Source organism: Pseudomonas sp. MWU15-20650 (genome assembly GCF_023242475.1).
GTDB lineage: Bacteria > Pseudomonadota > Gammaproteobacteria > Pseudomonadales > Pseudomonadaceae > Aquipseudomonas.
On record NZ_JALJFG010000004.1, the window covers coordinates 301,906 to 324,086 of the forward strand.

Genomic DNA, 22,181 nt, shown 5'->3' on the forward strand with positions numbered 1-22,181 from the left:
ACCATTACTCATTCGCCGGCGCGGCCTGCGAGTTCACTGTGCAGGTGTCGCCCGCGCAGGTGAAAGCCAGGAGCGGGCGGCCGCCATAATCGTTCACATAGGCCAGATAAGGGGTCGTACCCAGCGCCTTGGCGGTAGGCCCCAGGACGAGGGTGCCTTTGGGGGGAACCATCAGTGGCACGAAACCCGGCACGGTTTTGCCGTCCTTGCGGTTACGCGCATCCACCAGCGTCACGTAATACGGCGTAGGGTTATTCACCCGGTATTGATCGCCTTCACGGGTCAGGGTCAGTTTTTGCTGCCACGGGTTGGACAAATCCTGTTGGCTTGGCTCGATGGCTTGCGGGCGGTAGAACAGCTTGATGCGGGTTTGCAGTGCAATCTGCAGGGTATTGGACTTGTCGCTGCGCGGCGGAATCTCCCTCAGGTTGAAGTAATACACCGTTTCCCGATCCTGCGGCAGCAACTTGGCCGCCGGCAACGCCTGGACCTTCACCTGGCTTTGCTTACCCGGCTCCAGGCGTTGAACCGGTGGGAGCACGATCAACGGCGTGGTGATTTTTTTACCGGTTTCATCCTCGATCCAGCCTTGGGCCAGATAGGGCAACTGGGTATTGTTGTTGGTGATGTTCACGCTGGTGGCCTCTTTGCCACCGTCGAAAATCACGCGGGTACGGTCCAGGCCCACAGCAGCGTTGGCACTCTGGCTCAGGGCCAGGACCCACAGCGCGAAGGTCGGGAATACGAGACGTGTGTTCGGCATCATGAGGCTGTGTTCTCCATATCAGTAGGCGTGCCGGACAGCCCGGCGGGCTCGGGCAAGGATGGGTCAGCGGCTACCGCCTGGCAGCGCAATTGCAGGGCATCGGTCAAACCATCGGCAGGCAACGTGGCAGGCAGCGTGAGCAGGCACCGCGCGTCGCCGCCCCAACTGACGGTCATCTGCTCGCCGGCCTGGATGCCGCTGAGGTAGACCTCGCCGCCGTCATTCACAATGCCGGTGTCCTGTTGCTTGAGGTTCTGCACCGTCGCGCCGAAGGGCGGCGAGCTGCCATCCGCCAGGCGCAGTACAGCCATGGCCTTTTCACCGGCGATCACATCCAGCGAGCGATAACCGATCGCCCCTTCGGTGAGCGTCAATTGCGTGACTGATTGAGTGGCTTCGACATTGCTCGGCAAGCGCTCCAGATCAACGCTGGCAGCGGTACGCTGATAGCTGCTGATATCCGAAATCACGGCCTTGCCGAAGGCATTGCTGCGGGTCGGCGTGCCATAACCGCGCACCGGCACATCGGGCACACCGGCGGTATCGACCATCAGGCGGGTGCCGCCTGTGCTGGTGGTTCGGTGAAGCGCCGCACCGTAGGCCGTGAGCGTGGCACCGCCGCGTGCGGAAATGCCCAGGCTGCCGGTCCCGCCCTGTTGCCGGCTGGCGCTCACGTCGATGTCGACGTTGTCGCCCATATGGCTCAGGTAACCGCTGGCGGACGTGTCGCTGGCGCTGAGCTGGTAGCTGTTACGCTCATCGAAGCGATCGCTGTAGCGCGAGGCAAAGCTGTTTTTGCCGGCGCCCCGATTGGCATCCAGCGAGAGTGTGCCGGTACGCCCCAACGGCAGGCTGACCGTCAACGCCATGCCGTTGTCCTTGTAGTTGTATTCCTGAGTGCGGTACATGTTCAGGGACAGGCTCATGTTCTTGACCGTGCCCACATTGAAGTAGCGCGACAGCGACAGGTTCCAGCGATGCGTGTCCGGCCGGTCCCAGTAGGTTTGCTTGTTGTAACTGGCGTAGACGGTGGCGCCCAGGTCACGAAACTGCTTGTTGACCGTCACCGTGTACAGCGCCTTGCTGCCGCCGATAGGCTTCCAACCTTCGCTGGGATCACGGTATCCCCCACGCCCGCCGAGCTCACCGTTCAACCCGTAATGCCGGGCATCCAGGTATTCACTCATGCTCAGGAAGTTCTTCTCGGAAAAGCGGTAACCGGCAAAGGTCACCTGGCTGTCGTACTCTTCGAAGTTCTTGGAGTATTGAAGGCGGTAGGATTTACCCGAGAGCGCCTCCTTCCACACGGTGGCGCGGGACTGCGTGACATCCAGCGAGACGGCGCCGAACGCCAACAAGTCCCGACCGGCGCCCACGGATAACGCCCGATAGTTGTTATCGGTGATACCACCACCGAACAACGACCAGCCATTGCTCACGCCCCAGGAAAACTCTCCGGTACCGAAGACGGCACCATCGGAGCCCGTCTGAAGGTTGGACGGTCGCCCGCTTGCCAGCTTGTAACGGACTTGGCCTGGGCGCGTCAGGTAAGGCACACCGGCCGTATTGAGTTGGAAGGTATGGACCGAACCGTCCTGTTCTTCCACCCGCACATCCAGCTTGCCGGTCACCGCATCATTAAGGTCCTGAATGCGAAAGGGACCCGCCGCAACCAGCGTTTCGTAGAGCACACGGCCCTGCTGGCTGATGATGACTTTGGCGTTGGTCTTGGCCACACCGACCACTTCCGGCGCGTACCCCCGCAAGTTGGGAGGCAGCTGGCTTTGATCCGAATTGAGCGCGGCGCCGGTAAAGCGGAAGCTGTCGAACAGGTCCGAATACAGGTAGCTTTCGCCCACCACCAGGCGCGCCTTCAGCGCCGGAATGGCGCGATACGCGTAGTAGCGGCTCCACTCCAGCTTTTGCGGGCCGGCCGCCTCCTGCCGACCACTCTCCACGCGCCCCTGCCAATCCGCCCTGAGACGCCAGGCACCGGCATTGGCCCCCACGGTTCCATTACCACTGAGGTTTTTGCGCTGGCCATCGTTGCGCTGGTAATTGGACTGCGCCGTCAGGCTGTAGTCCACCAACAGCCCCGGCACCCCCTCATCCCATCGGGAAGGCGGGTCCCAATTGATAGCGTTGTATTCAAGGTAGGCCTGGGGCACGTTGATGCTCAAGGTGGAAGTGGCCAAATCACCACTGACCTCCATACCCAGCAAGCTTTGGATGTCCAGGCACTCCCCGTCCTTCCACCATGCAAGCCTGCCGGCTTCGGACACTTTCAGGCCCAGTTGCTCGACAAGACTGCGCGACAAACAGGCCTGGCTGCCCTTGGGATCGTTATCGGGGGGATAGAACGCCACCGATTGTTCAGCAATAGGCTGGGCATTGAGGTGCACAGCCATCGAGTAAGTGCCTGGCAGAATGAATCCGCTGCGCGCAAATTGAGACAAGTCAATGTTGGCGCGATCGCTCAGGTCGAGAACGTCGGTATTGAACTCGATATCCCCAGCGCCCATTGCACTGCCTGCCAGTGATATCAACCCGCCGAACAGCCCGGGGCGGAGCGTATTTTTGATCTTCGACGTATTCAACATGCAAGCTTGTCCATCACTGTTCAAAAGTATTCCAACTTGAACCGCACCGCGGCACTGTGAGCCCCGACCACCAAGGGCAAGCCGTTGCCGACCAGGAAAAACCGGTAGTTGAGAGTCATGTCGCCTTCGGCCAGCGGGACCGGGGCCATGCGTTGCCCCGGCAGGCTTTCCTGGCCGGCGGCGTCGACGATGTGCAGGGCCACCCCCTGCGAGTCGCCAAACACAGCGAACGAGAGTCCTGCCCTGTCGGTGGGGCCTTCGAACGTCACACGCATGTGTTCCCAATCGGGCAGATTTACACCTGGGCGCGCTGGGTCCGGGCGGGTCAGCGAGCAATTGACCAGACGCAACTGAAAGGGATGATCTTCGCCCCGCGTGTTACGCAAGAGCCGACCCACCGGCTCGGGCGGCATCTCGATGGTTTGATCGATACTGGCCAGTTCCAGCCCGCAGGCGGAATCAACCACTTTGCCTCCCAGCAACACGACCCCCTCGCCTTGCGCAGACGCTTGGGCGACCACACAAGGGCTGATGAACGTCGTCAATGCAGAGGCAATAGCCAGAGGTAGGAATGCTTTCACCTGGATCTCCCGTCAGCGTCCCCCACCACGCCGGGTGGCGGGGGCAACACTTACTGATAAGCCAAGGTGAAATTGGTGACCGCGCTGAAGTCACCAGGAACGATGTCCCCGGTGGCGGCGCCTTGTACGTAGGCACCAAACTCCAGCGTGTTATCACCGGTGCTGATGATTTGCGGGGCGGTAGGAACCCCCAACTTAACCAGGTCACCACCATGGGTCATCATAATGCCCAGGTTGCCCGCGCCGCCGACCGTACCGATGGCACCGGGCACCACCGTGGAGGGCGCGCCGGTGAAGGTGGTGGTGACGGTATTGTCAGTGAGACCGGCCAGGTCGCAACCTTCCAGTTCGATCAGCACGCGTCGGGCTTCCGATTTGCCACCCGCTTGCAATTGATGCTTGGCGATCGCGCCCAGGCGAACGGTTTGGTCGACGGAGTCAGGCTTGATAGAGCAGGCCCCTGAGTGGACCGAGCCTATAAACGTCACCGTTCCATCCGCGGCGTGCGCCATCGACATCGAACCCGCCAGCAGACCGACAGACAACAGCACAGTTTTCATTTTGGTTTTCATCTACAGATTCCCACTTAACGAGTGTCATTAAGGAGCCCTGCTACCGACAGGCGCAGGGCTGATTAAACGAGCGGTACGACCCATGCATCGAGAAGTTCTTCTGACGTGTTTTTCCAACTTTTTGTATTGCTTTCAGAAGCACGCTCAACGCCGGGCAAGTGTCCACTTCTACACTTGAATAAGTAAGCCAGCCGCTTCCCTTAGTGACGTAGCCTATGTATATCAAGGCCCGCAGGAAGATTATGGCAATGTGCCAAAACTTTAAAAAGAGCCGAAGGAATTGGACTACGCACAGATTAATGAGAACAATTCCCCGCAGAATATATCTGTAAGAACAAGATTACAGGCACTAAAAAGTAACCGTATTTACACGGCCAGGCCAACTAGCCAACTTAATAAAAGTGGCGCGTTATGATGACTGAACAGTCATGTGCAGAAGGAGAGCAAGCGCCCCTTCTGCAGGGATCGGGTACAGGTCACCCGCTGTGCGCCCGCAGGTTCGACCAGTGGCCTGAACGGATCGCCCGTCAATTCAAAGGTCCCGCAAACACTGACCCGAACTCTTTCAATCGATCAATGAACTCACCCTTTAAGGTCACTAGCGCACGGCTTCGAATAATCCGCTGGCGCCCATGCCGCCGCCCACGCACATGGTGACGATGCCATAACGCAGATTGCGCCGTTGCAGCTCCCGCACAAGGTGCCCTACCTGCCGCGACCCCGTCATGCCGAACGGATGCCCGATGGAGATCGAGCCACCGTTGACGTTGTACCTGGCGTTATCAATCTCCAGGCGGTTCCGTGCATACAGGCACTGGGAAGCAAAGGCTTCATTGAGTTCCCACAGGTCGATATCCGCCACCTGCAAGCCCTTGGCCTTGAGCAGCTTGGGCACCGAGAACACCGGGCCGATGCCCATTTCGTCCGGCTCGCAACCCGCCACCGTAAAACCACGGAAGAACGCCTTGGGCGTGAGCCCCAGCGCCAGGGCTTTTTCCAGGCTCATCACCAGGGTCATCGAGGCACCGTCGGAGAGCTGTGAAGAGTTGCCGGCCGTCACTGAACCGTCTTCGGCAAACACCGGCTTCAAGCCGCTGAGGCTGGCCAGGGTGGTGTCCGGGCGGTTGCAGTCGTCGCGGTCGACCACGCCGTCAAGCGCCTGCACCTCGCCGGTGTGCTGGTCTTCGACCTTGTACTTGACCGCCATCGGCACGATTTCATCGTTGAACAAGCCGTCGGCCTGGGCCTGGGCGGTGCGCTGCTGGCTTTGCAGGGCGTAGAGGTCCTGGTCTTCACGGCTGACGTGATAACGACGCGCGACGATTTCGGCGGTCTGGCCCATGGGGAAATAGATACCCGGCACCTGCTCTTTAAGCAGCGGGTTGATCAGGTTGTCGGTGTTGACGCTTTTCATGGTCAGGCTGATGGACTCCACGCCACCGGCGACGATGATGTCGCTGCAGCCCGACGCAATCTGGTTGGCTGCAATCGCAATCGCCTGCAAGCCCGACGAGCAGAAGCGGTTAAGCGTCATGCCCGCCGTGCCAGTGCCCAGTTGCGACAGCACCGCCACGTTACGCCCGATGTTGTAGCCTTGGGCGCCTTCGTTGGAGCCGGCGCCGACAATGCAATCCTCCACCGTCGCGGGGTCGATGCCGTTGCGGCTCAGCAGCGCGTTGACGCAATGGGCTGCCATGTCATCGGGACGGGTCTGATTGAACTTGCCACGAAAGGACTTGGCCAGGCCGGTTCGCACGCTGTCGACGATCACTACTTCACGCATGGGCTACCTCGATCTTGTCGCTGTTGGGAGAGGGATCGAGGATAGATCCAGGTCTGGCCGGCTGCGATGATCATTCATCCCATGGATGCAAAAGCATGGGGCCGGCACACGGCCTATCGAGTGTATAGAGCACAGAATGTGGGAGGGGGTTTGCCCCGATATAGGTGGTCCCGTCACCATTTGCGGTGACTGACACGCCGCTATCGGGGCAAGCCCGCTCGCCACAGGTTATTTCTTTTTCTTTTTGTCGTGCTTGTCGGTTTTGTCGAATGCCGCTTCTAACGCCAGGTTGAGGGTGCGCAACACCTTGACCCGCGCCCAGCGCTTGTCATTGGCTTCCACCAGGGTCCACGGCGACACCTCGGTGCTGGTGCGGTCGACCATATCGCCCACGGCGGCGCGGTAGTCGTCCCACTTGTCACGGTTGCGCCAGTCGTCTTCGGTGATCTTGAAGCGCTTGAACGGGATTTCCTCGCGGGCCTGGAAACGCTCCAACTGGGTGTCCTTGTCGATGGCCAGCCAGAACTTGACCACGATCACGCCCGCATCACGCAGTTGTTCTTCAAAGTCATTGATCTCGCCATAGGCGCGCATCCAGTCTGCCGGGGTGCAGAAACCTTCGACGCGCTCCACCAGCACACGGCCATACCAGGAGCGGTCGAACACCGTGAACATGCCCCGCCCCGGGATCTTCTGCCAGAACCGCCAGAGGTAGGGTTGGGCGCGCTCATCTTCACTGGGCGCGGCAATCGGCACGATACGGTACTGGCGCGGGTCCAGCGCGGCAGCAACACGCCGGATCGCCCCGCCCTTGCCCGCCGCGTCATTGCCCTCGAAGACCGTCACCAACGCGTGCTTGCGCATGCGCTTGTCGCGCATCAAGCCGGAGAAACGCGCCTGCTCAGTGATCAACTGTTCTTCGTAATCGTCCTTTTCCAGGCGCAAGGTCATGTCGAGGCTGTCGAGCAGACTCTTTTGATCCACCGACGCAATCAGCGGCGCCGGGTTCATGCCGCTGGCCTTGCCCTTGGGCAGTTTCAACGCGTTTTGCAGGCTCTCGAGCAGGATCTTGCCCACGGTGAGGCTGCGGTAATTGGCATCAACACCTTCAATGACATGCCACGGCGCATAGTCGCGGCTGGTGCGACGCAGGATGCGCTCGCCGAAATGCACAAACTTGTCGTAGGTCTCGGATTGCTGCCAGTCCAGCGGGCTGATGCGCCAGCTATGCAACGGGTCGTCGGCCAGGGCCTTGAGCCGCGCCTTCATCTGCTTCTTGGACAGGTGGAACCAGAACTTGAAGATCAGTGCGCCTTCATCGCAGAGCATTTTTTCCAGGCGCTCGGCACCGGCGATGGCCTGGTCCAGGCGGGCGTCCTTGATCTCGCCGTGCACACGGCCTTGCAGCATCTGGCTGTACCAGTTGCCGAAAAAGATGCCCATGCGCCCCTTGGCAGGCAGCTGCCGCCAGTAACGCCAGGCCGGTGGGCGCGCCAGTTCTTCGTCGGTCTGCTGGTCGAAAGTACGCACTTCGATCAGGCGCGGGTCCATCCATTCGTTGAGCAACTTGACGGTTTCACCCTTGCCGGCGCCTTCGATGCCGTTGATCAGGATGATCACCGGGAAGCGCTTCTGCTGTTGCAGCTCGTACTGCACTTCCAGCAAGGCTTCGCGCAGCGCCGGCACTTCGGCGTCGTAGGTGTCTTTATCGATGGCGTGACCGATTTCGGCGGATTCGAACATGGGCTGCTCCGTTTCAAGAGGGCTCAAGACTAGCGGATTGGGCACCACGGCAGGCAAGGAATTTCAATCGGCTTGCCGTGGATCAATCACCGGGCCCGATGGCTAATACCCAGGGACGTGGCAAATGCCCTGGTCCTGATGCCTCAACATCTGCTGGGTCAGGCGCTCCACCACTTCGGTTATTGCCTGTCGGCGCGGCGCGCGCAGGGCTTCCATTTGTTTGAAGTACTCCCCGTCGGTCAGGTCCTGGCGGCTCTCAAAGAGTGTCTGCTGCTGCGCATCAAAGGGCTCGGTCGCCGACAGGAATGCAGCGGGAAATTGCCGTTTGAGATGGGTTTTCCAGAACGCCAATTGGGTAATAAAGTGCAAGAACGCAGGGGATAGCTCTGCCGTGCGCACCTGGGACCGCGCCACTTCCAAACCGTCGCGGGTCACACCGGCAAATGATCCAAATTGCATTTGCTTGGGCTGCCCTGGCAGTTGCAGATCCTCGGCCAACCCGACCCGGAATGCCAGGCTGACTTCCAGGGGGTCTACGGACGCATTTTCGATAGCGTAGGTCGCCGCGATTTTTTCCAACTCACTGAGACGAAACAAACCTCGACTCAAGTTCAACAGTGCCCCGGAGTTGCCCTGTGCACGACCGGCTTGCAATGTTGCCTTCTGGATCTCTTTGAGGATCTCCATCTGGCTGAAAATCTCTGCGGCACCATCTGCGCAGTTCGTCGGATGAGCCACCAGTTGAAAGACTTGCTCGCGCAGCTCCACACTGTCATGGGTCGACTGCAATACGTCCCAGACCCGCTGGGTCAAATCCTCGCGTACATGACGGTTGTCGGCGGTACCGGACAGCTCAGCCAGCAAGAGGAACAACGCTGTCGATTCCGGGTCATCCCGCAGGTTGGCCCACACCGTTCGCTTGTGGGCATCTCGAGCAGCCACCGCTTCCGGCAACCACAATGCCCTGGCCTTCAATTCGGTCGTGCGGGGCTGATCGTCATCTACATACCCCATGCCAATACCGACTTCAGCGCGGTACCCCTCGAGTGCCGTTACCGTCGAGTCGGATAGCGGGTTGCCGCCCAGGTCAATTGCCTGGCTGAAACTACGGGGCACCGTGAATAACCACTCCGGCAACACGGTTATCAAGTTGTCACGTAGATCCACCTGTTCCAGGTGGGCTAACCGTCCGAGGCCCAACGGCAGATCGACGATGTTGCTGTCCTGTAATAACAGCGTGTGCAAATCACGCATCTTGCTGACATCCACCAGCTTATCCAGCGGGTTATGGCTCAGGTCCAGATGGCGCAACGTATTCAGATCAGCCAGTTTCAGGCGGGTGTATTCGGTCAGCGCAAGGCGGTTGCGGGGCATCGACAACCGTTCGAGATCGAGCATTCGCGAGAATATTTCCGGCAAGCGGGTCAGGCGGTTGCGATCCAGTTTCAGAGAGCGCACACCTTTAAAGCACTTGAGGAAATAAGCGACGTCGTCGCCCAACCGCATGTTCTTGAGCGACACCTGACGAACATGGTCGAAACGAACGTCGGCAGGCAACGCTGGCAGCGACCCAACGCGCATCCCGTCCAGGTTCAAACTGGCAACCGACGCCTGGTGCTCATCCAGAGCAAAGCTTTGATGCCGCCAACAGGCTTCAATGCGTTCTGCCACTTGCTCACGGCTAGTACGCATGTCACTCAGGCCCGGCTGTTTATCCATGCCCTGGATATCGCTCTTCCAGTGCTTGAGCAGGGCGCGCAGACGAGCAAGTTCTGCCTTCAAACGTTTGACCGCCCTGGCCCGGGAAAAATGATCGGCACCCAACGCCATCAGCAGCGAAGACACTTGCGCATTGCTGAACAAGGGGTACAAGCGCTTCACCTTACGCACCAGCGCGGGCGGGTGAGCCAACGGCCCCGTCGGCGAATCGGCCAGCTCACAGGGAACCGCCTCCAACACAGGCTCGCGGCCCCTGCTGGAAAAAGCCTCGGCGGCCAGTTCCCGCTCCCCCTTAGCCAGCGAAGCGCTCATGTATCGCAGGCGCCAGAGGTTATTGGCCTCCTGAAGCGGTAAGCCCATCGCCACTCGCTGGGTGTCCGTCAGCACCGAATCAATCGCCTCGAACAGGCTGTCGGGCCCGGAATAAGGTCCACCGAGACTCAGCCCCTTGTCATCGAACGCTTCAAATCCTGCGTCCGATCTGACCACCACTCGCCGCACGCCAGCCCCCTTGAGCGCGCCCACGGACAATAAGTCGCCCTGTGGCGAGTCCTGGCGCAACTCGAGCCGCAACGCCTGGCCCCACCCTGCCACGCGCGGCATTGACCGAACCGCGATAAGCGCGGTATCCAAGCTGGCCAACTCTGGCTGCTCAAACCCCATCAGGGCACGGTCCAGGCGTTGCGCCTCAAGGGCACGCTGTACTGACTCAGCCAATGCCATGGGAATACGTTGATGATCGCGCAGGGACTCACGCTGCACGGTTGATGTCTCGGCCATCAATTCGCGCATCAACGTAGCGGGCAATTGCGGGTAGGTGCGCTTGAGCAACGCCCACTCGGGCGGTACGGGTCCGTCATAGGACTGATACAACTGCTCGAACAGCGGCTTGCGATCAGCCTTGAGGTGCGCGAGCAACTGGCGCGCCAGTACGGTGTGCTCCTGATCGGCCGCCACGCCCTCCCCCAGCAAGCCGATCTTTTGTGCCTCATCCAGCCCGGATAACAGCACATCAAACACTTTCCCTTGACTGAGCATCTGCTCGGTGACCGTCAAGCGCAGGCCCGTATTGTTAACCGGTCTGCTGGCCGGGTAACGTGCCTTGACGCTGCGCTGTGCATCCAGCACCTCAAAATAGCGTCCCACGGGCCACCCCTGTAACTGAGGCAGGGCATGCATCTGCAAGGTCGAGTTTTCGACGCTGGGAGAGGCACCGCTTTCCAACTGCCAGATCAAATCGCGAATGGAGTGGTCCAGCCTGAAACGCTCGTACAGATCGCGAAAGCGTGCGGGAAAGGGCAAGCACTCCTCGGCCTGATAGACGCCCCAATCATGGGTTTTATCCATAATTGCCTTGATCTGCACAAGTTTCCTTGAAGGGAGCGAGACACCTGGGCCCGTCGGTTTCAGGCGTGAAAAGAGATAATCCTGATCCTCCCACTCGTCAGGCTTTTCGAACGCAAAACGCCAACGGCCTTCACCGTTATGCAGCAACTCCGGGCGATAAGCCGTCTGCCGCAGCGGGTGGATGGCCCGCCATCGATCCCGTTTCGCGTCGAATGCAACCCGATGCACACAATCATTGACCATGACGTATGAATGCCCCCCCACCGTGTAGATTCCCGAAGCGTCCGCAACCTCATCATCGACAAGGCGCGGGTCATGGAAGTACGGCGTGACATCCGGGCGCCACAGCCGCAAGTTGCCATCTGCAGGGCGCACCACCTCAACCTTGCGAAAAAAGCTTTCCAGGTTAAGCCCGCTGCGTTTCATGGCCGATCCGACAACCTTGGTCCCCGCTGCGAACAACACCATCGACGTGATATTTTCCGCTACCACAGCCAATTGCTTGAACGCCTCCTCCTTATCACCACGGCGCCAGTCTTCGATCCCCTCATAGAGCTCGCCGAGCATCTGGCCCACCGCGACGCCTGTCATCAATAACCCCAACTCCGGGACAACAAACCCGGCGAGGTTAAGCACCGTCAACCCGGCATCCAGGTACACCTGCAAGCGCTGCTCGCGGGCCTCCTCATCCACATCGGCCACCGGTACCGCCAGGCCTCGCGCATCGGCTTGCAGCTTGGCGACGTACGTCTCGAAAAAATGCCTCACCACGCTGGTCGTAATCGGATTGACCTCCAGCACGCCCAGGCTGCGGTCTTGATCGAAACGTTTGAAGAACCCGACCCGGTCGCCCTGACTCAGGTACCGGGCAAAGAAGGTACGATACGCGGCCACTTCAAGCTTGCGTTTGAGGTAGACCTGAAAATCCTCAAACGAGGAATACTCAAACAATGGCCGCTCGGGCTCACTGGCCATATACACCAGACAGGGTTCTTGCGGGTATTGCGCAATCGACCGGTTAGAGAACACCAGGATGCTCCACAGGCAACCGCCCTGTGTGTTGAGCCCTTGCCAAATGACCGGTCGTTCTTGAAACAGTACCCCCGCAGCCTGAGCCTGGGAGGGCGTCAGTTTGCGATCCAGCAATGTGCACAACATCGTGTAGGTGCCCGGTGAAATGTCCTCCCTCATCAGGGCGATGTGGGCGTCGACTTTCACATCCAGGGTTTTCATCCAGCCAATATCGGCTGCGACATCGTTGAAGTAGGGCTGCTCACTCCCTAGTTTGAACACGTCACTGATGTGCTGCTGATACAAGCGACCAAGGTCCAGGGCACGGCACCCCTGGGCAAACTCGAGTGGGGTAATACCGATGACCTCACGCGTCGCGGCCCCCGACTGCAACAGCGACCCGGCCGGATAGTGCTGCGCTCGAACCTCATCCTCTGAAAAATTCTGCATGGCCACATGCAGCAGGCTGTGCTGAACCAGCCTCACCGTTTTCACATACTTCAATGGCAAGACTTCTTTCTCGTATTCGTTGACGGCACGAACAAACAGATCTTTTTTGGGTTCTACGCTCAGTTGCCATCGGGTCTGGCAGTAATCCTTGAGTCGCTCATTGCAAAACTCATCCAGTGGCTGCAATGGCTTCAATCGCTCGGCAACGGTTGCCTGGGCACTTACAACCGCGACGGCATCTCTGGTCAGCGCATCCAGCACGCCAGGCGGGGCGTTGACCATCCAGCCCGGCAACGCCTTTTGCAGCACTTGGGCCTTGTCCAGATCGCCCGTCATGTCCAGTAAGGCGGCTTGCAGCTGCCTCTGGGTCAATTGGTTCAGCTTGCTGTTCAAATCATCCTGGGGTCGCATCAGCAATATCCTTTATTGCCCATCAATCAAGGCATGACGATACCGCAGCAACCGGCACAGGATTAACGCTGATAATTGATGGATAGAAGGCGCAGCCCAGCAGTTATTTCCATGCAAAACCTATGGGGCTACCACCCGCAATCCGCCCTGCGACCTGTGATCGGCTAGAATGGCCGCCTTGCCTTTACCGAGCCGCCCATGAACCCCATCACCCACGCCCAGCTCGACTGGGATGACCAAGGCCGCCCGCATTCGCGGGTGTTCGACGATGTGTATTTCTCCGACCAGTCGGGCCTTGAAGAAACGCGCTATGTATTTCTCGAACAGAACCGTTTGCAGGAGCGTTTTGCCGCCTTGCCAGACGGCGGGCGCCTGGTGATCGGTGAGACCGGGTTCGGCACCGGGTTGAACTTTCTCTGCGCCTGGCAACTGTTCGAGCAACATGCGGTGGCCAGTGCGCGGTTGCACTTTGTGAGCGTGGAAAAATACCCGCTCAGCCATACCGACCTGCAACGCGCCCTCGCCCTGTGGCCGGAGCTTGCGCCCTTTGCCGAGCAATTGCTGGCCCAGTACCTTGCGATCCATCAAGGGTTCCAACGCCTGGTATTGGATAACGGCCGCGTGACCTTGACCCTGTTGGTCGGTGACGCCCTGGAGCAACTGCCGCAACTGGATGCACAGATCGATGCGTGGTTTCTCGACGGTTTTGCCCCGGCGAAAAACCCCGACATGTGGACCGCCGAGCTGTTTGCCGAACTGGCGCGCCTGGCCGCGCCGGGCTCGACCATCAGCACCTTTACCAGCACCGGTTGGGTACGACGCTTGATCAACGCCGCCGGCTTCAAGATGAAACGTACCCCGGGCATTGGGCACAAATGGGAGATCCTGCGCGGTGAGTTCCTCGGTTGGCCCGAAGACACGCCTGCGCCCGCCAAGCCCAAACCCTGGTTCGCCCGCCCTGCCGCCATCAACGGCGAGCGCCATGCCATGGTCATCGGTGGCGGCCTGGCCGGTTGCGCGACAGCCGCCAGCCTGGCTGCCCGAGGCTGGCGCGTCAGCCTGCTGGAGCGGCACGCCGAGCTGGCCCAGGAAGCATCAGGCAACCCCCAGGGCGTGCTGTACCTCAAGTTGTCGGCACATGGCACGGCACTCTCACAGCTGATACTCAGCGGCTTCGGCCACACCCGACGCCTGCTGGAGCACTTGCACCGAGGCGTCGACTGGGAGGGTTGTGGCGTGCTGCAACTGGCGTTCGACGCCAAAGAAGCACAGCGCCAGGCGCAACTGGCTGAGGCTTTTGCGCCGCAGCTGCTGCACCTGCTGGACCGCGATCAGGCTCAACAACAGGCAGGCATCGGGCTGGCCCAGGGCGGTCTGTTTTTCCCCGAAGGCGGCTGGGTGCATCCACCGGCGCTGTGCCAATGGCAAGCGGCGCATCCGCTGATTGAGGTCCTCACTCATCACGAGGCCCTTGAGTTGCAGCGTGTCGACGACCAGTGGCAAGCCCGCGACGGCGACAACGTGCTGGCCAGCGCCACGGTGGTCGTGCTCGCCGGGGCTGCCGACATCAAGCGGTTCGCGCTGAGCGCAGACTTGCCGCTCAAGCGTATTCGCGGGCAAATCACTCGGCTGGCGCAAACAACGGCCAGTGAAGCCCTGGCCACTGTGGTTTGCGCCGAGGGCTATGTGGCGCCGGCCCGGCTTGGCGAACACACCTTGGGGGCCAGTTTTGATTTCAACAACGACGACCTCACGCCAACGGTTGCCGAACACGCCGGTAACCTGGCGATGCTGTGTGAGATTTCCGAAGACCTGGTGCAGCGCCTGGGAGCCGATCAACTGGCACCTGAACAACGGGAGGGCCGTGCCGCGTTTCGTTGCACCAGCCCTGATTACCTGCCAATCGTCGGGCCATTGGCCGACATCGAGGCGTTCCAACGCACTTATGCAGTACTGGGTAAAGATGCCCGCCAAGTACCGGACACGCCCTGCCCGTGGCTGCCGGGGGTGTACATCAACAGCGGTCACGGCTCTCGCGGGCTGATTACCGCGCCACTGTGTGGCGAGTTACTCGCCGCCTGGCTGAATGACGAACCGCTGCCGGTTCCGGCCAGTGTAGCCGAGGCTTGCCACCCGAATCGGTTTGCCCTGCGCGCGTTGGTGAGAGGCAAGCCAACGGCAAATAAAGAGCGGCATTGAAGCAATCACGGCTATTTGCCTTATAACTTATCGGTCTAAAACTCCACGGATAGCACTGGGTCAGTTTCTGGGTACGCGCCCTTTGGGCGTACTGAGAATGACCCCCTCCCCAACGGAAAAACCGGTAAGGAACTTATGTGTGGATTAGCTGGCGAGTTACGCTTTGATCATCAACCTGCCGACCTGGCAGCCGTAGAACGCATCACCCATCACCTCGCCCCCCGAGGCCCCGACGCCTGGGGCTTCCACGCCCAAGGGCCGATTGCCCTGGGCCACCGCCGCCTGAAAATCATGGACCTGTCGGACGGCTCCGCCCAACCGATGGTCGACGCCCAACTGGGGCTGTCCCTGGCGTTCAATGGCGCGATCTACAACTTCCCCGAATTACGTGAAGAACTCGAAGCCCTGGGCTACGCCTTCTATTCCGGTGGTGACACCGAAGTGCTGCTCAAGGGTTATCACGCCTGGGGCGAGGCACTGCTGCCCAAGCTCAATGGCATGTTCGCGTTCGCCATCTGGGAACGCGATGCCCAGCGCCTGCTCATCGCCCGTGACCGTCTGGGCGTCAAGCCGCTGTACCTGTCGCGCATCGGCCAGCGCCTGCGCTTTGCCTCGGCCTTGCCGGCGCTGCTCAAGGGCGGCGACATCAACCCGATCCTCGATCCGATCGCCCTGAACCACTACTTGAACTTCCACGCGGTGGTGCCTGCACCGCGTACCTTGCTGGCAGGCATTGAAAAGCTGCCACCGGCGAGCTGGATGCGCATCGACGCCAATGGCAACACCGAGCAGAAAACCTGGTGGACCTTGCCCTACGGTCCCCGTGAGGATGAGCAAAACCTCACGCTGGAAGACTGGACCGACCGTGTGCTCGACAGCACCCGCGAAGCTGTGGCGATTCGTCAACGTGCCGCCGTGGATGTCGGCGTGCTGCTCTCTGGCGGCGTCGATTCGAGCCTGCTCGTCGGCCTGCTGCGTGACGTCGGCGTGCAGGACCTCTCGACCTTCTCCATCGGCTTTGAAGACGCCGGTGGCGAGCGCGGCGACGAGTTCCAGTACTCGGACCTGATCGCCACGCACTACGGCACCCGTCACCACCAACTGCGCATTGCCGAAAGCGCGATTATCGAGCAATTGCCGGCGGCGTTCCGCGCCATGAGCGAGCCGATGGTCAGCCACGATTGCATCGCCTTCTACCTGTTGTCGCGGGAAGTGGCCAAGCACTGCAAAGTGGTGCAGAGCGGCCAGGGCGCCGATGAGCTGTTCGCCGGGTACCACTGGTACCCGCAGGTGGACGGCGCCAGCGATCCGTATGCGGCCTATCGCGAGGCGTTTTTCGACCGCAGCTACGACGACTACGCGGCCACTGTCGCGCCGAAATGGTTGACCGCCCACGACGCTGCCGGTGACTTCGTGCGCGAGCATTTCGCCCTGCCGGGCGCGGATGCCGCCGTGGACAAGGCCCTGCGCCTGGACAGCACGGTGATGCTGGTGGACGACCCGGTCAAACGTGTCGACAACATGACCATGGCCTGGGGCCTGGAAGCGCGCACGCCCTTTCTGGACTACCGCCTGGTTGAATTGTCGGCCCGCGTGCCGGGTAAATTCAAATTGCCCGACGGCGGCAAGCAAGTGCTCAAGGAAGCCGCGCGCCGCGTGATCCCAAGCGCCGTGATCGACCGCAAGAAAGGCTACTTCCCGGTGCCGGGCCTCAAGCATTTGCAGGGCGACACCCTGAACTGGGTACGCGAACTGCTGCTGGACCCGAGCCAGGATCGCGGCCTGTTCAATCCGGCGATGCTCGACCGCTTGCTCACCGACCCGCAAGGCCAGTTGACCCCATTGCGCGGCTCCAAGCTGTGGCAATTGGCGGCGCTGAACCTGTGGCTCAGCGAACAAGGAATCTGATCCATGAAACCTCTCGCAGCGGCTTACAGCCAACGCTTGCTCAAGGGCCAGGCGCCAACCTATGAGCGCCTGCAAGCCCGCCTGGCTGAAGATGGCAGCCCATTGGCCGCCGAGCCGATAGCCGTGCATTGCGGCTGGGGCCGGTTGTTGATCGGCCATACCTTCCCGGACCCGGCGAGCCTGGCCCAGGAGCTGCTCAATGAGCAGCCTGGCGAGCGCGATATTGCACTCTACGTGGCGGCCCCCCAACAGATCCTGGGGATCGATCCACAGCAGTTGTTCCTCGATCCGTCCGATACCTTGCGCCTGTGGTTCAGCGACTACCGCCCCGCCACGCGGGTGTTTCGGGGCTTTCGCATTCGCCGTGTGCAGACCGACGCCGATTGGCAAGCCGTCAACCAGCTGTATCAGGGCCGCGGCATGTTGCCCGTCGACCCTGCGCGCCTGACACCCCGCCATCAAGGCGGCCCGGTGTACTGGCTGGCCGAGGACGAGGACAGCGGTGCGGTGATCGGCAGTGTGATGGGCCTCAATCACCCGAAAGCGTTTCATGACCCGGAAAATGGTTGCAGCCTGTGGTGCCTGGCGGTCGATCCGCACTGCACGCGCCCCGGCGTGGGTGAAGTGCTGGTGCGCCACTTGGTGGAGCACTTCATGAGCCGCGGCTTGAGCTACCTGGACCTGTCGGTACTGCACGATAACCGTCAGGCCAAGAGCCTTTACGCCAAGCTCGGCTTCCGGGCATTGACCACCTTTGCGATCAAGCGCAAGAACGGCATCAACCAGCCGCTGTTCCTCGGCCCCGGGCCGCAGGCGGGGTTCAATCCCTACGCACGGATCATTGTCGAAGAGGCACATCGGCGCGGCATTGATGTGCAGGTGGACGACGCCGACGCCGGCCTGTTCACCCTCAGCCACGGCGGGCGCCGCGTGCGCTGCCGGGAATCCCTGAGCGACCTGACCAGCGCCATCAGCATGACCCTGTGCCAGGACAAGAGCCTGACCCACAAGACGCTCAAAGCGGCCGGCTTGAACTTGCCGTCACAGCAACTGGCCGGTAGCGCCGATGACAACCTGGAATTCCTCGACGAACACCAGCGCATCGTGGTCAAGCCGCTGGACGGCGAGCAAGGCCAAGGCGTGGCGGTGGATCTGCAAACCATCGAGCAGGTGCAGCACGCCATTGAAGCGGCGCGCCAGTTCGACAGCCGGGTGCTGCTGGAAAGCTTCCACGAGGGCCTGGACTTGCGCATCCTGGTGATCGGTTTTGAAGTGGTCGCCGCCGCGATCCGCCGCCCGGCCGAAGTCATCGGCGACGGCCAGCATTCCATCGGCGCGTTGATCGAAGCCCAGAGCCGACGCCGCCAGGCCGCCACCGATGGCGAGAGCAAAATCCCCCTGGATGCGGAAACCGAACGCACCTTGAAAAGCGCAGGTTATGACTACAGCAGCATCCTGCCCCGTGGCGTGCAACTGGCGGTGCGCCGTACCGCCAACCTGCACACCGGCGGTTGCCTGGAGGACGTCACGGCAATCCTGCATCCCACCCTGGTCGACGCCGCCGTGCGCGCCGCCCGCGCCCTGGACATTCCCATGGTGGGCCTGGACCTGATGGTGGCCGCCGCCGACCAACCCGAGTACGTGTTTATCGAGGCCAATGAGCGGGCCGGGCTGGCCAACCATGAACCGCAACCGACAGCGGAGAAGTTTGTGGATTTGCTATTTCCCCATAGCCAGCCGACGGCTCAATAACGTGTGGCGAGGGAGCTGGTCTCCCTCGCCACAAGAGTGCCCTCACCTCATCAGGAGTTTCCATGACTCGAACCCTCCCCGAACCGGATCTCAACTACCTGCAAAAAGTGCTGCTGGAAATGCTCGCCATTCCCAGCCCCACCGGGTTTACCGACACCATCGTGCGCTACGTCGCCGAACGCCTGGAAGAACTGGGCATTCCTTTTGAAATGACCCGGCGCGGTACCATTCGCGCCACCCTCAAGGGCCAGAAAAACAGCCCTGACCGCGCCGTCTCCGCGCACTTGGACACCATTGGCGCCGCCGTGCGTGCGATCAAGGACAACGGTCGCCTGACCCTCGCACCCGTAGGCTGCTGGTCGAGCCGCTTTGCCGAAGGCAGCCGCGTCAGCCTGTTCACCGATAACGGTGTGATTCGCGGCAGCGTCTTGCCGCTGATGGCTTCCGGGCATGCGTTCAACACCGCCGTGGATGAAATGCCGGTGAGCTGGGACCATGTGGAACTGCGCCTGGACGCCTATTGTGCGACCCGCGCCGACTGCGACTCCCTGGGTGTCAGCATCGGCGATTATGTGGCGTTCGACCCACTGCCCGAATTCACCGAGAGCGGGCATATCAGCGCTCGTCACTTGGATGACAAGGCCGGTGTCGCCGCCCTGCTCGCCGCGCTCAAGGCCATCATCGACAGCGGCGAACCGCTGCTGATTGACTGCCACCCCTTGTTCACCATCACCGAGGAAACCGGCAGTGGCGCCGCCGCCGCCCTGCCCTGGGACGTCAGTGAGTTTGTCGGGATTGATATCGCCCCGGTCGCGCCCGGCCAGCACTCCAGCGAACATGCGGTGAGCGTGGCGATGCAGGATTCCGGTGGCCCTTACGACTATCACCTGTCTCGCCACCTGCTGCGCCTGGCGGCGGATAACGACTTGCCGGTACGCCGCGATCTGTTTCGCTACTACTTCAGCGATGCCCACTCAGCGGTCACGGCCGGGCACGACATTCGCACAGCGCTGCTGGCATTCGGCTGTGACGCAACCCATGGCTACGAGCGTACCCATATCGACAGCCTGGCCGCACTGAGCCGCCTGTTGGGCGCGTATATTCTCAGCCCACCGGTGTTCGCCAGCGACGCGCAACCGGCCCAGGGTTCCCTGGATCGGTTCAGCCATCAGTTGGAGCATGAGACACAAATGGAGAGCGACACCCGGGTGCCGTCGGTGGACAGCCTGGTCGGCCAGAAGACCTGACGCCAGCCACACCTGGTACTGGAAACAAAGGTCCCGGCGCAGTAGCATCGCCGGGACCTGACCCCTGAGGCTTGTATGCTGATTCCCTACGATGCACTTGAAGTCGACACCCTGACCCGCCTCATCGAAGACTTCGTCACCCGCGACGGTACCGACAATGGTGACGATACACCGCTGGAAACCCGCGTGTTACGCGTACGCCAGGCGCTGACCAAGGGCCAGGCCCTGATCGTCTTCGACCCCGAAAGCGAGCAATGCCAGTTGATGCTCAAGCACGACGTGCCCAAGCATCTGTTCGACTGAGTCGCACCTCTACAGATTAGGCACCGGCACTGGATGGATGCCGGCGCCCTGACGTTCGAGTATCTTCTGGTACACCTCGGCGCGGTGCACATTAACGCCCACGGGCGCCTCGACGCCGATTTTTACATGGGTACCGTTCAGCTCAAGGATATGCAAAGCGATGTCATCGCCGATGGAGATGATTTCGCCGATGGTGCGGCTTAAAACCAGCATGGCGGTTGTCCTTTTCCGGTGACAGGACCTTGACCATGCGCGATTGCCGCAAGACCGACAATGGCTGGCGACAAAATCAGGAAACACCTACGCAGATAGGTAAATTTCCTGACAGACAACCCCTGAATCAGCCCTTGATTGCCTGCGCCTTGGCGCGCATCTTGTCGGCCATCACCGTCATCTCGTCATACAGCAACTGCGGGTTCTTCTGTTTCAAGGCCCACGCCATCCGCCCCTGTTCATGGGGCAGGATCATGAATTGGCCTTCGGCCACGCGCTGGTAAATGTAGTCGGCGATCTCGGCCGCCGAGATGGGCGAACTCTCGAGCAACTTACCCACCTGCGCTTTCATCGCCGGGGTCGGCCCACGGAAAGAGTCGAGGAGGTTGGTCTGGAAAAACGACGGGCATACCACATGCACACCGACCTCCTGCTGCTTGAGTTCCACCAGCAGGCTCTCCGAGAGCGCCACCACGCCGGCCTTGGCCACGTTGTAGTTGCTCATGGCCGGGCCTTGCATCAACGCAGCCATGGACGCGATGTTGATGATACGACCCTTGCTCTTTTCCAGCAGCGGCAGGAACGCCTTGCAGCCCTTGACCACGCCCATCAGGTTGATTGCGATTTGCCAGTCCCAATCTTCCAGGGACAGTTCGGCGAAGAATCCACCCGACGCCACGCCGGCGTTGTTGACGATCACATCGATGCCACCCAGCTTCACTTCACAGGCCTGGGCAAAGGCCGTGAGCTGGCTGTAGTCGCGCACGTCACAACGCTGGGTAAACCCTTCGCCGCCCGCCTCACGAACCCGCTTGAGGGTTTCTTGCAAGCCAGGCTCGCTGACGTCCGACAAGGCCAACTGCCAACCCTCACGGGCCCAGCGCAGAGCGATTTCACGACCCAGGCCGGACCCGGCGCCAGTGATCATCATGCGGTTTTGCATAGGAAGTAGCCTTGTGGTTCACAGAAGAAGTAACGGGCAGTGTAGCGAAGGTTTTTCCTACACCCACGCACCATCAGATTGATGAATGCCCCAGGCAAACCGTGGGCTCGGTCGGATACCTGTCTATCGCCTAAGTTCAATCTTTTTCAACTAAGAAGATCGATTTGCGCACGCGTTAAAAGAAATAAAAGACCGAGCAAATCGCTTTAAAAAAACACTGAATTTTCTCGGCAGGGGATGAGTCGGAGTTATTAAGGCGTCCGTATGTATAAGCACACGATTTATAGGTACGAGACACTCGTTTAACAACCGGTCTTGGCGAAAGATCTATAAGGAAAAAAACCATGAGCCTCATTCTGATCATTATCTTGATCCTCCTGCTGGTCGGCGGCCTGCCCGTGTTCCCGCATTCACGTAACTGGGGTTATGGCCCGTCGGGTATCCTCGGTGTTGTGCTGGTTGTCCTGCTGGTACTGTTGCTGCTGGGTCGTATATAGAACCCGCTCCTAGCGTTTAAAAAGCAAAAAAAGAGGCCCTCCAGAGCAATGCCAGTCAGTTAAGCGCTAGAACGAGCAACCGGTAACCGGTGGCGAGCGGGCTTGTCGAATCGTCGCACCGCCCGCGTTGGGGCGC

The 22,181-nt window shown here is 60.6% G+C and carries 15 protein-coding genes; 6 read left to right on the plus strand and 9 right to left on the minus strand.

The genetic code is table 11. The annotated features are described in order from the left end of the window. Window positions 1–4 precede the first annotated feature (4 nt). The 7 genes from M5B43_RS06590 to M5B43_RS06620 form a co-directional block, all read right to left on the minus strand. Entirely contained in the window at window positions 5–766 is a 762-nt protein-coding gene (locus M5B43_RS06590) for a fimbria/pilus periplasmic chaperone (protein WP_248749327.1), read from the minus strand. Next, a complete protein-coding gene (locus M5B43_RS06595) occupies window positions 763–3,366 on the minus strand; it encodes an outer membrane usher protein (RefSeq protein WP_248749328.1) in 2,604 nt (867 codons plus the stop codon). Before M5B43_RS06595 ends, M5B43_RS06590 begins: the two co-directional genes overlap by 4 nt. Before the next feature lie 20 nt (window positions 3,367–3,386). After that, window positions 3,387–3,947, minus strand: coding sequence for a fimbrial protein (locus M5B43_RS06600; protein WP_248749329.1), 561 nt, complete (start codon window positions 3,945–3,947; stop codon window positions 3,387–3,389). A 50-nt stretch (window positions 3,948–3,997) separates the two neighbouring features. Then, window positions 3,998–4,507, minus strand: coding sequence for a fimbrial protein (locus M5B43_RS06605; protein ID WP_248749330.1), 510 nt, complete (start codon window positions 4,505–4,507; stop codon window positions 3,998–4,000). Window positions 4,508–5,117: 610 nt separating this feature from the next. Next, window positions 5,118–6,302: a thiolase family protein gene (locus M5B43_RS06610; protein ID WP_248749331.1), complete on the minus strand. Its 1,185-nt coding sequence runs from the start codon at window positions 6,300–6,302 to the stop codon at window positions 5,118–5,120. Between the two features lie 228 nt (window positions 6,303–6,530). Continuing rightward, on the minus strand, window positions 6,531–8,045 hold the full coding sequence (gene pap / locus M5B43_RS06615) for a polyphosphate:AMP phosphotransferase (RefSeq protein ID WP_248749332.1): 1,515 nt from the start codon (window positions 8,043–8,045) through the stop codon (window positions 6,531–6,533). A 102-nt stretch (window positions 8,046–8,147) separates the two neighbouring features. Further along, entirely contained in the window at window positions 8,148–12,983 is a 4,836-nt protein-coding gene (locus M5B43_RS06620; protein WP_248749333.1) for an NEL-type E3 ubiquitin ligase domain-containing protein, read from the minus strand. Window positions 12,984–13,181: 198 nt separating this feature from the next. Here M5B43_RS06620 and mnmC point away from each other — a divergent pair, with 198 nt between their 5' ends. The 5 genes from mnmC (at window position 13,182) to M5B43_RS06645 (ending at window position 20,392) form a co-directional block, all read left to right on the plus strand. After that, window positions 13,182–15,182: a bifunctional tRNA (5-methylaminomethyl-2-thiouridine)(34)-methyltransferase MnmD/FAD-dependent 5-carboxymethylaminomethyl-2-thiouridine(34) oxidoreductase MnmC gene (gene mnmC / locus M5B43_RS06625; protein WP_248749334.1), complete on the plus strand. Its 2,001-nt coding sequence runs from the start codon at window positions 13,182–13,184 to the stop codon at window positions 15,180–15,182. 135 nt (window positions 15,183–15,317) lie between these two features. Further along, the gene (locus M5B43_RS06630; RefSeq protein ID WP_248749335.1) at window positions 15,318–17,090 is read left to right on the plus strand and encodes an N-acetylglutaminylglutamine amidotransferase; all 1,773 of its coding nucleotides are present in this window, start codon (window positions 15,318–15,320) and stop codon (window positions 17,088–17,090) included. Between the two features lie 3 nt (window positions 17,091–17,093). Next, entirely contained in the window at window positions 17,094–18,842 is a 1,749-nt protein-coding gene (ngg, locus tag M5B43_RS06635) for an N-acetylglutaminylglutamine synthetase (RefSeq protein ID WP_248749336.1), read from the plus strand. Window positions 18,843–18,904: 62 nt separating this feature from the next. Further along, window positions 18,905–20,089, plus strand: coding sequence for an osmoprotectant NAGGN system M42 family peptidase (locus M5B43_RS06640; RefSeq protein ID WP_248749337.1), 1,185 nt, complete (start codon window positions 18,905–18,907; stop codon window positions 20,087–20,089). A 75-nt stretch (window positions 20,090–20,164) separates the two neighbouring features. Next, window positions 20,165–20,392, plus strand: a complete 228-nt coding sequence (locus M5B43_RS06645; RefSeq protein WP_003192759.1) for a YheU family protein — start codon at window positions 20,165–20,167, stop codon at window positions 20,390–20,392. Window positions 20,393–20,401: 9 nt separating this feature from the next. Here M5B43_RS06645 and csrA read toward each other — a convergent pair whose 3' ends face one another. Beyond that, window positions 20,402–20,605: a carbon storage regulator CsrA gene (csrA, locus tag M5B43_RS06650; RefSeq protein ID WP_248749338.1), complete on the minus strand. Its 204-nt coding sequence runs from the start codon at window positions 20,603–20,605 to the stop codon at window positions 20,402–20,404. Between the two features lie 127 nt (window positions 20,606–20,732). Further along, window positions 20,733–21,548: an SDR family oxidoreductase gene (locus M5B43_RS06655; RefSeq protein WP_248749339.1), complete on the minus strand. Its 816-nt coding sequence runs from the start codon at window positions 21,546–21,548 to the stop codon at window positions 20,733–20,735. Between the two features lie 344 nt (window positions 21,549–21,892). Here M5B43_RS06655 and M5B43_RS06660 point away from each other — a divergent pair, with 344 nt between their 5' ends. Then, window positions 21,893–22,045 carry a DUF3309 family protein gene (locus M5B43_RS06660; RefSeq protein ID WP_015885095.1) on the plus strand — a complete coding sequence of 51 codons (153 nt, stop codon included), beginning with the start codon at window positions 21,893–21,895 and terminating at the stop codon, window positions 22,043–22,045. Window positions 22,046–22,181 lie beyond the last annotated feature (136 nt).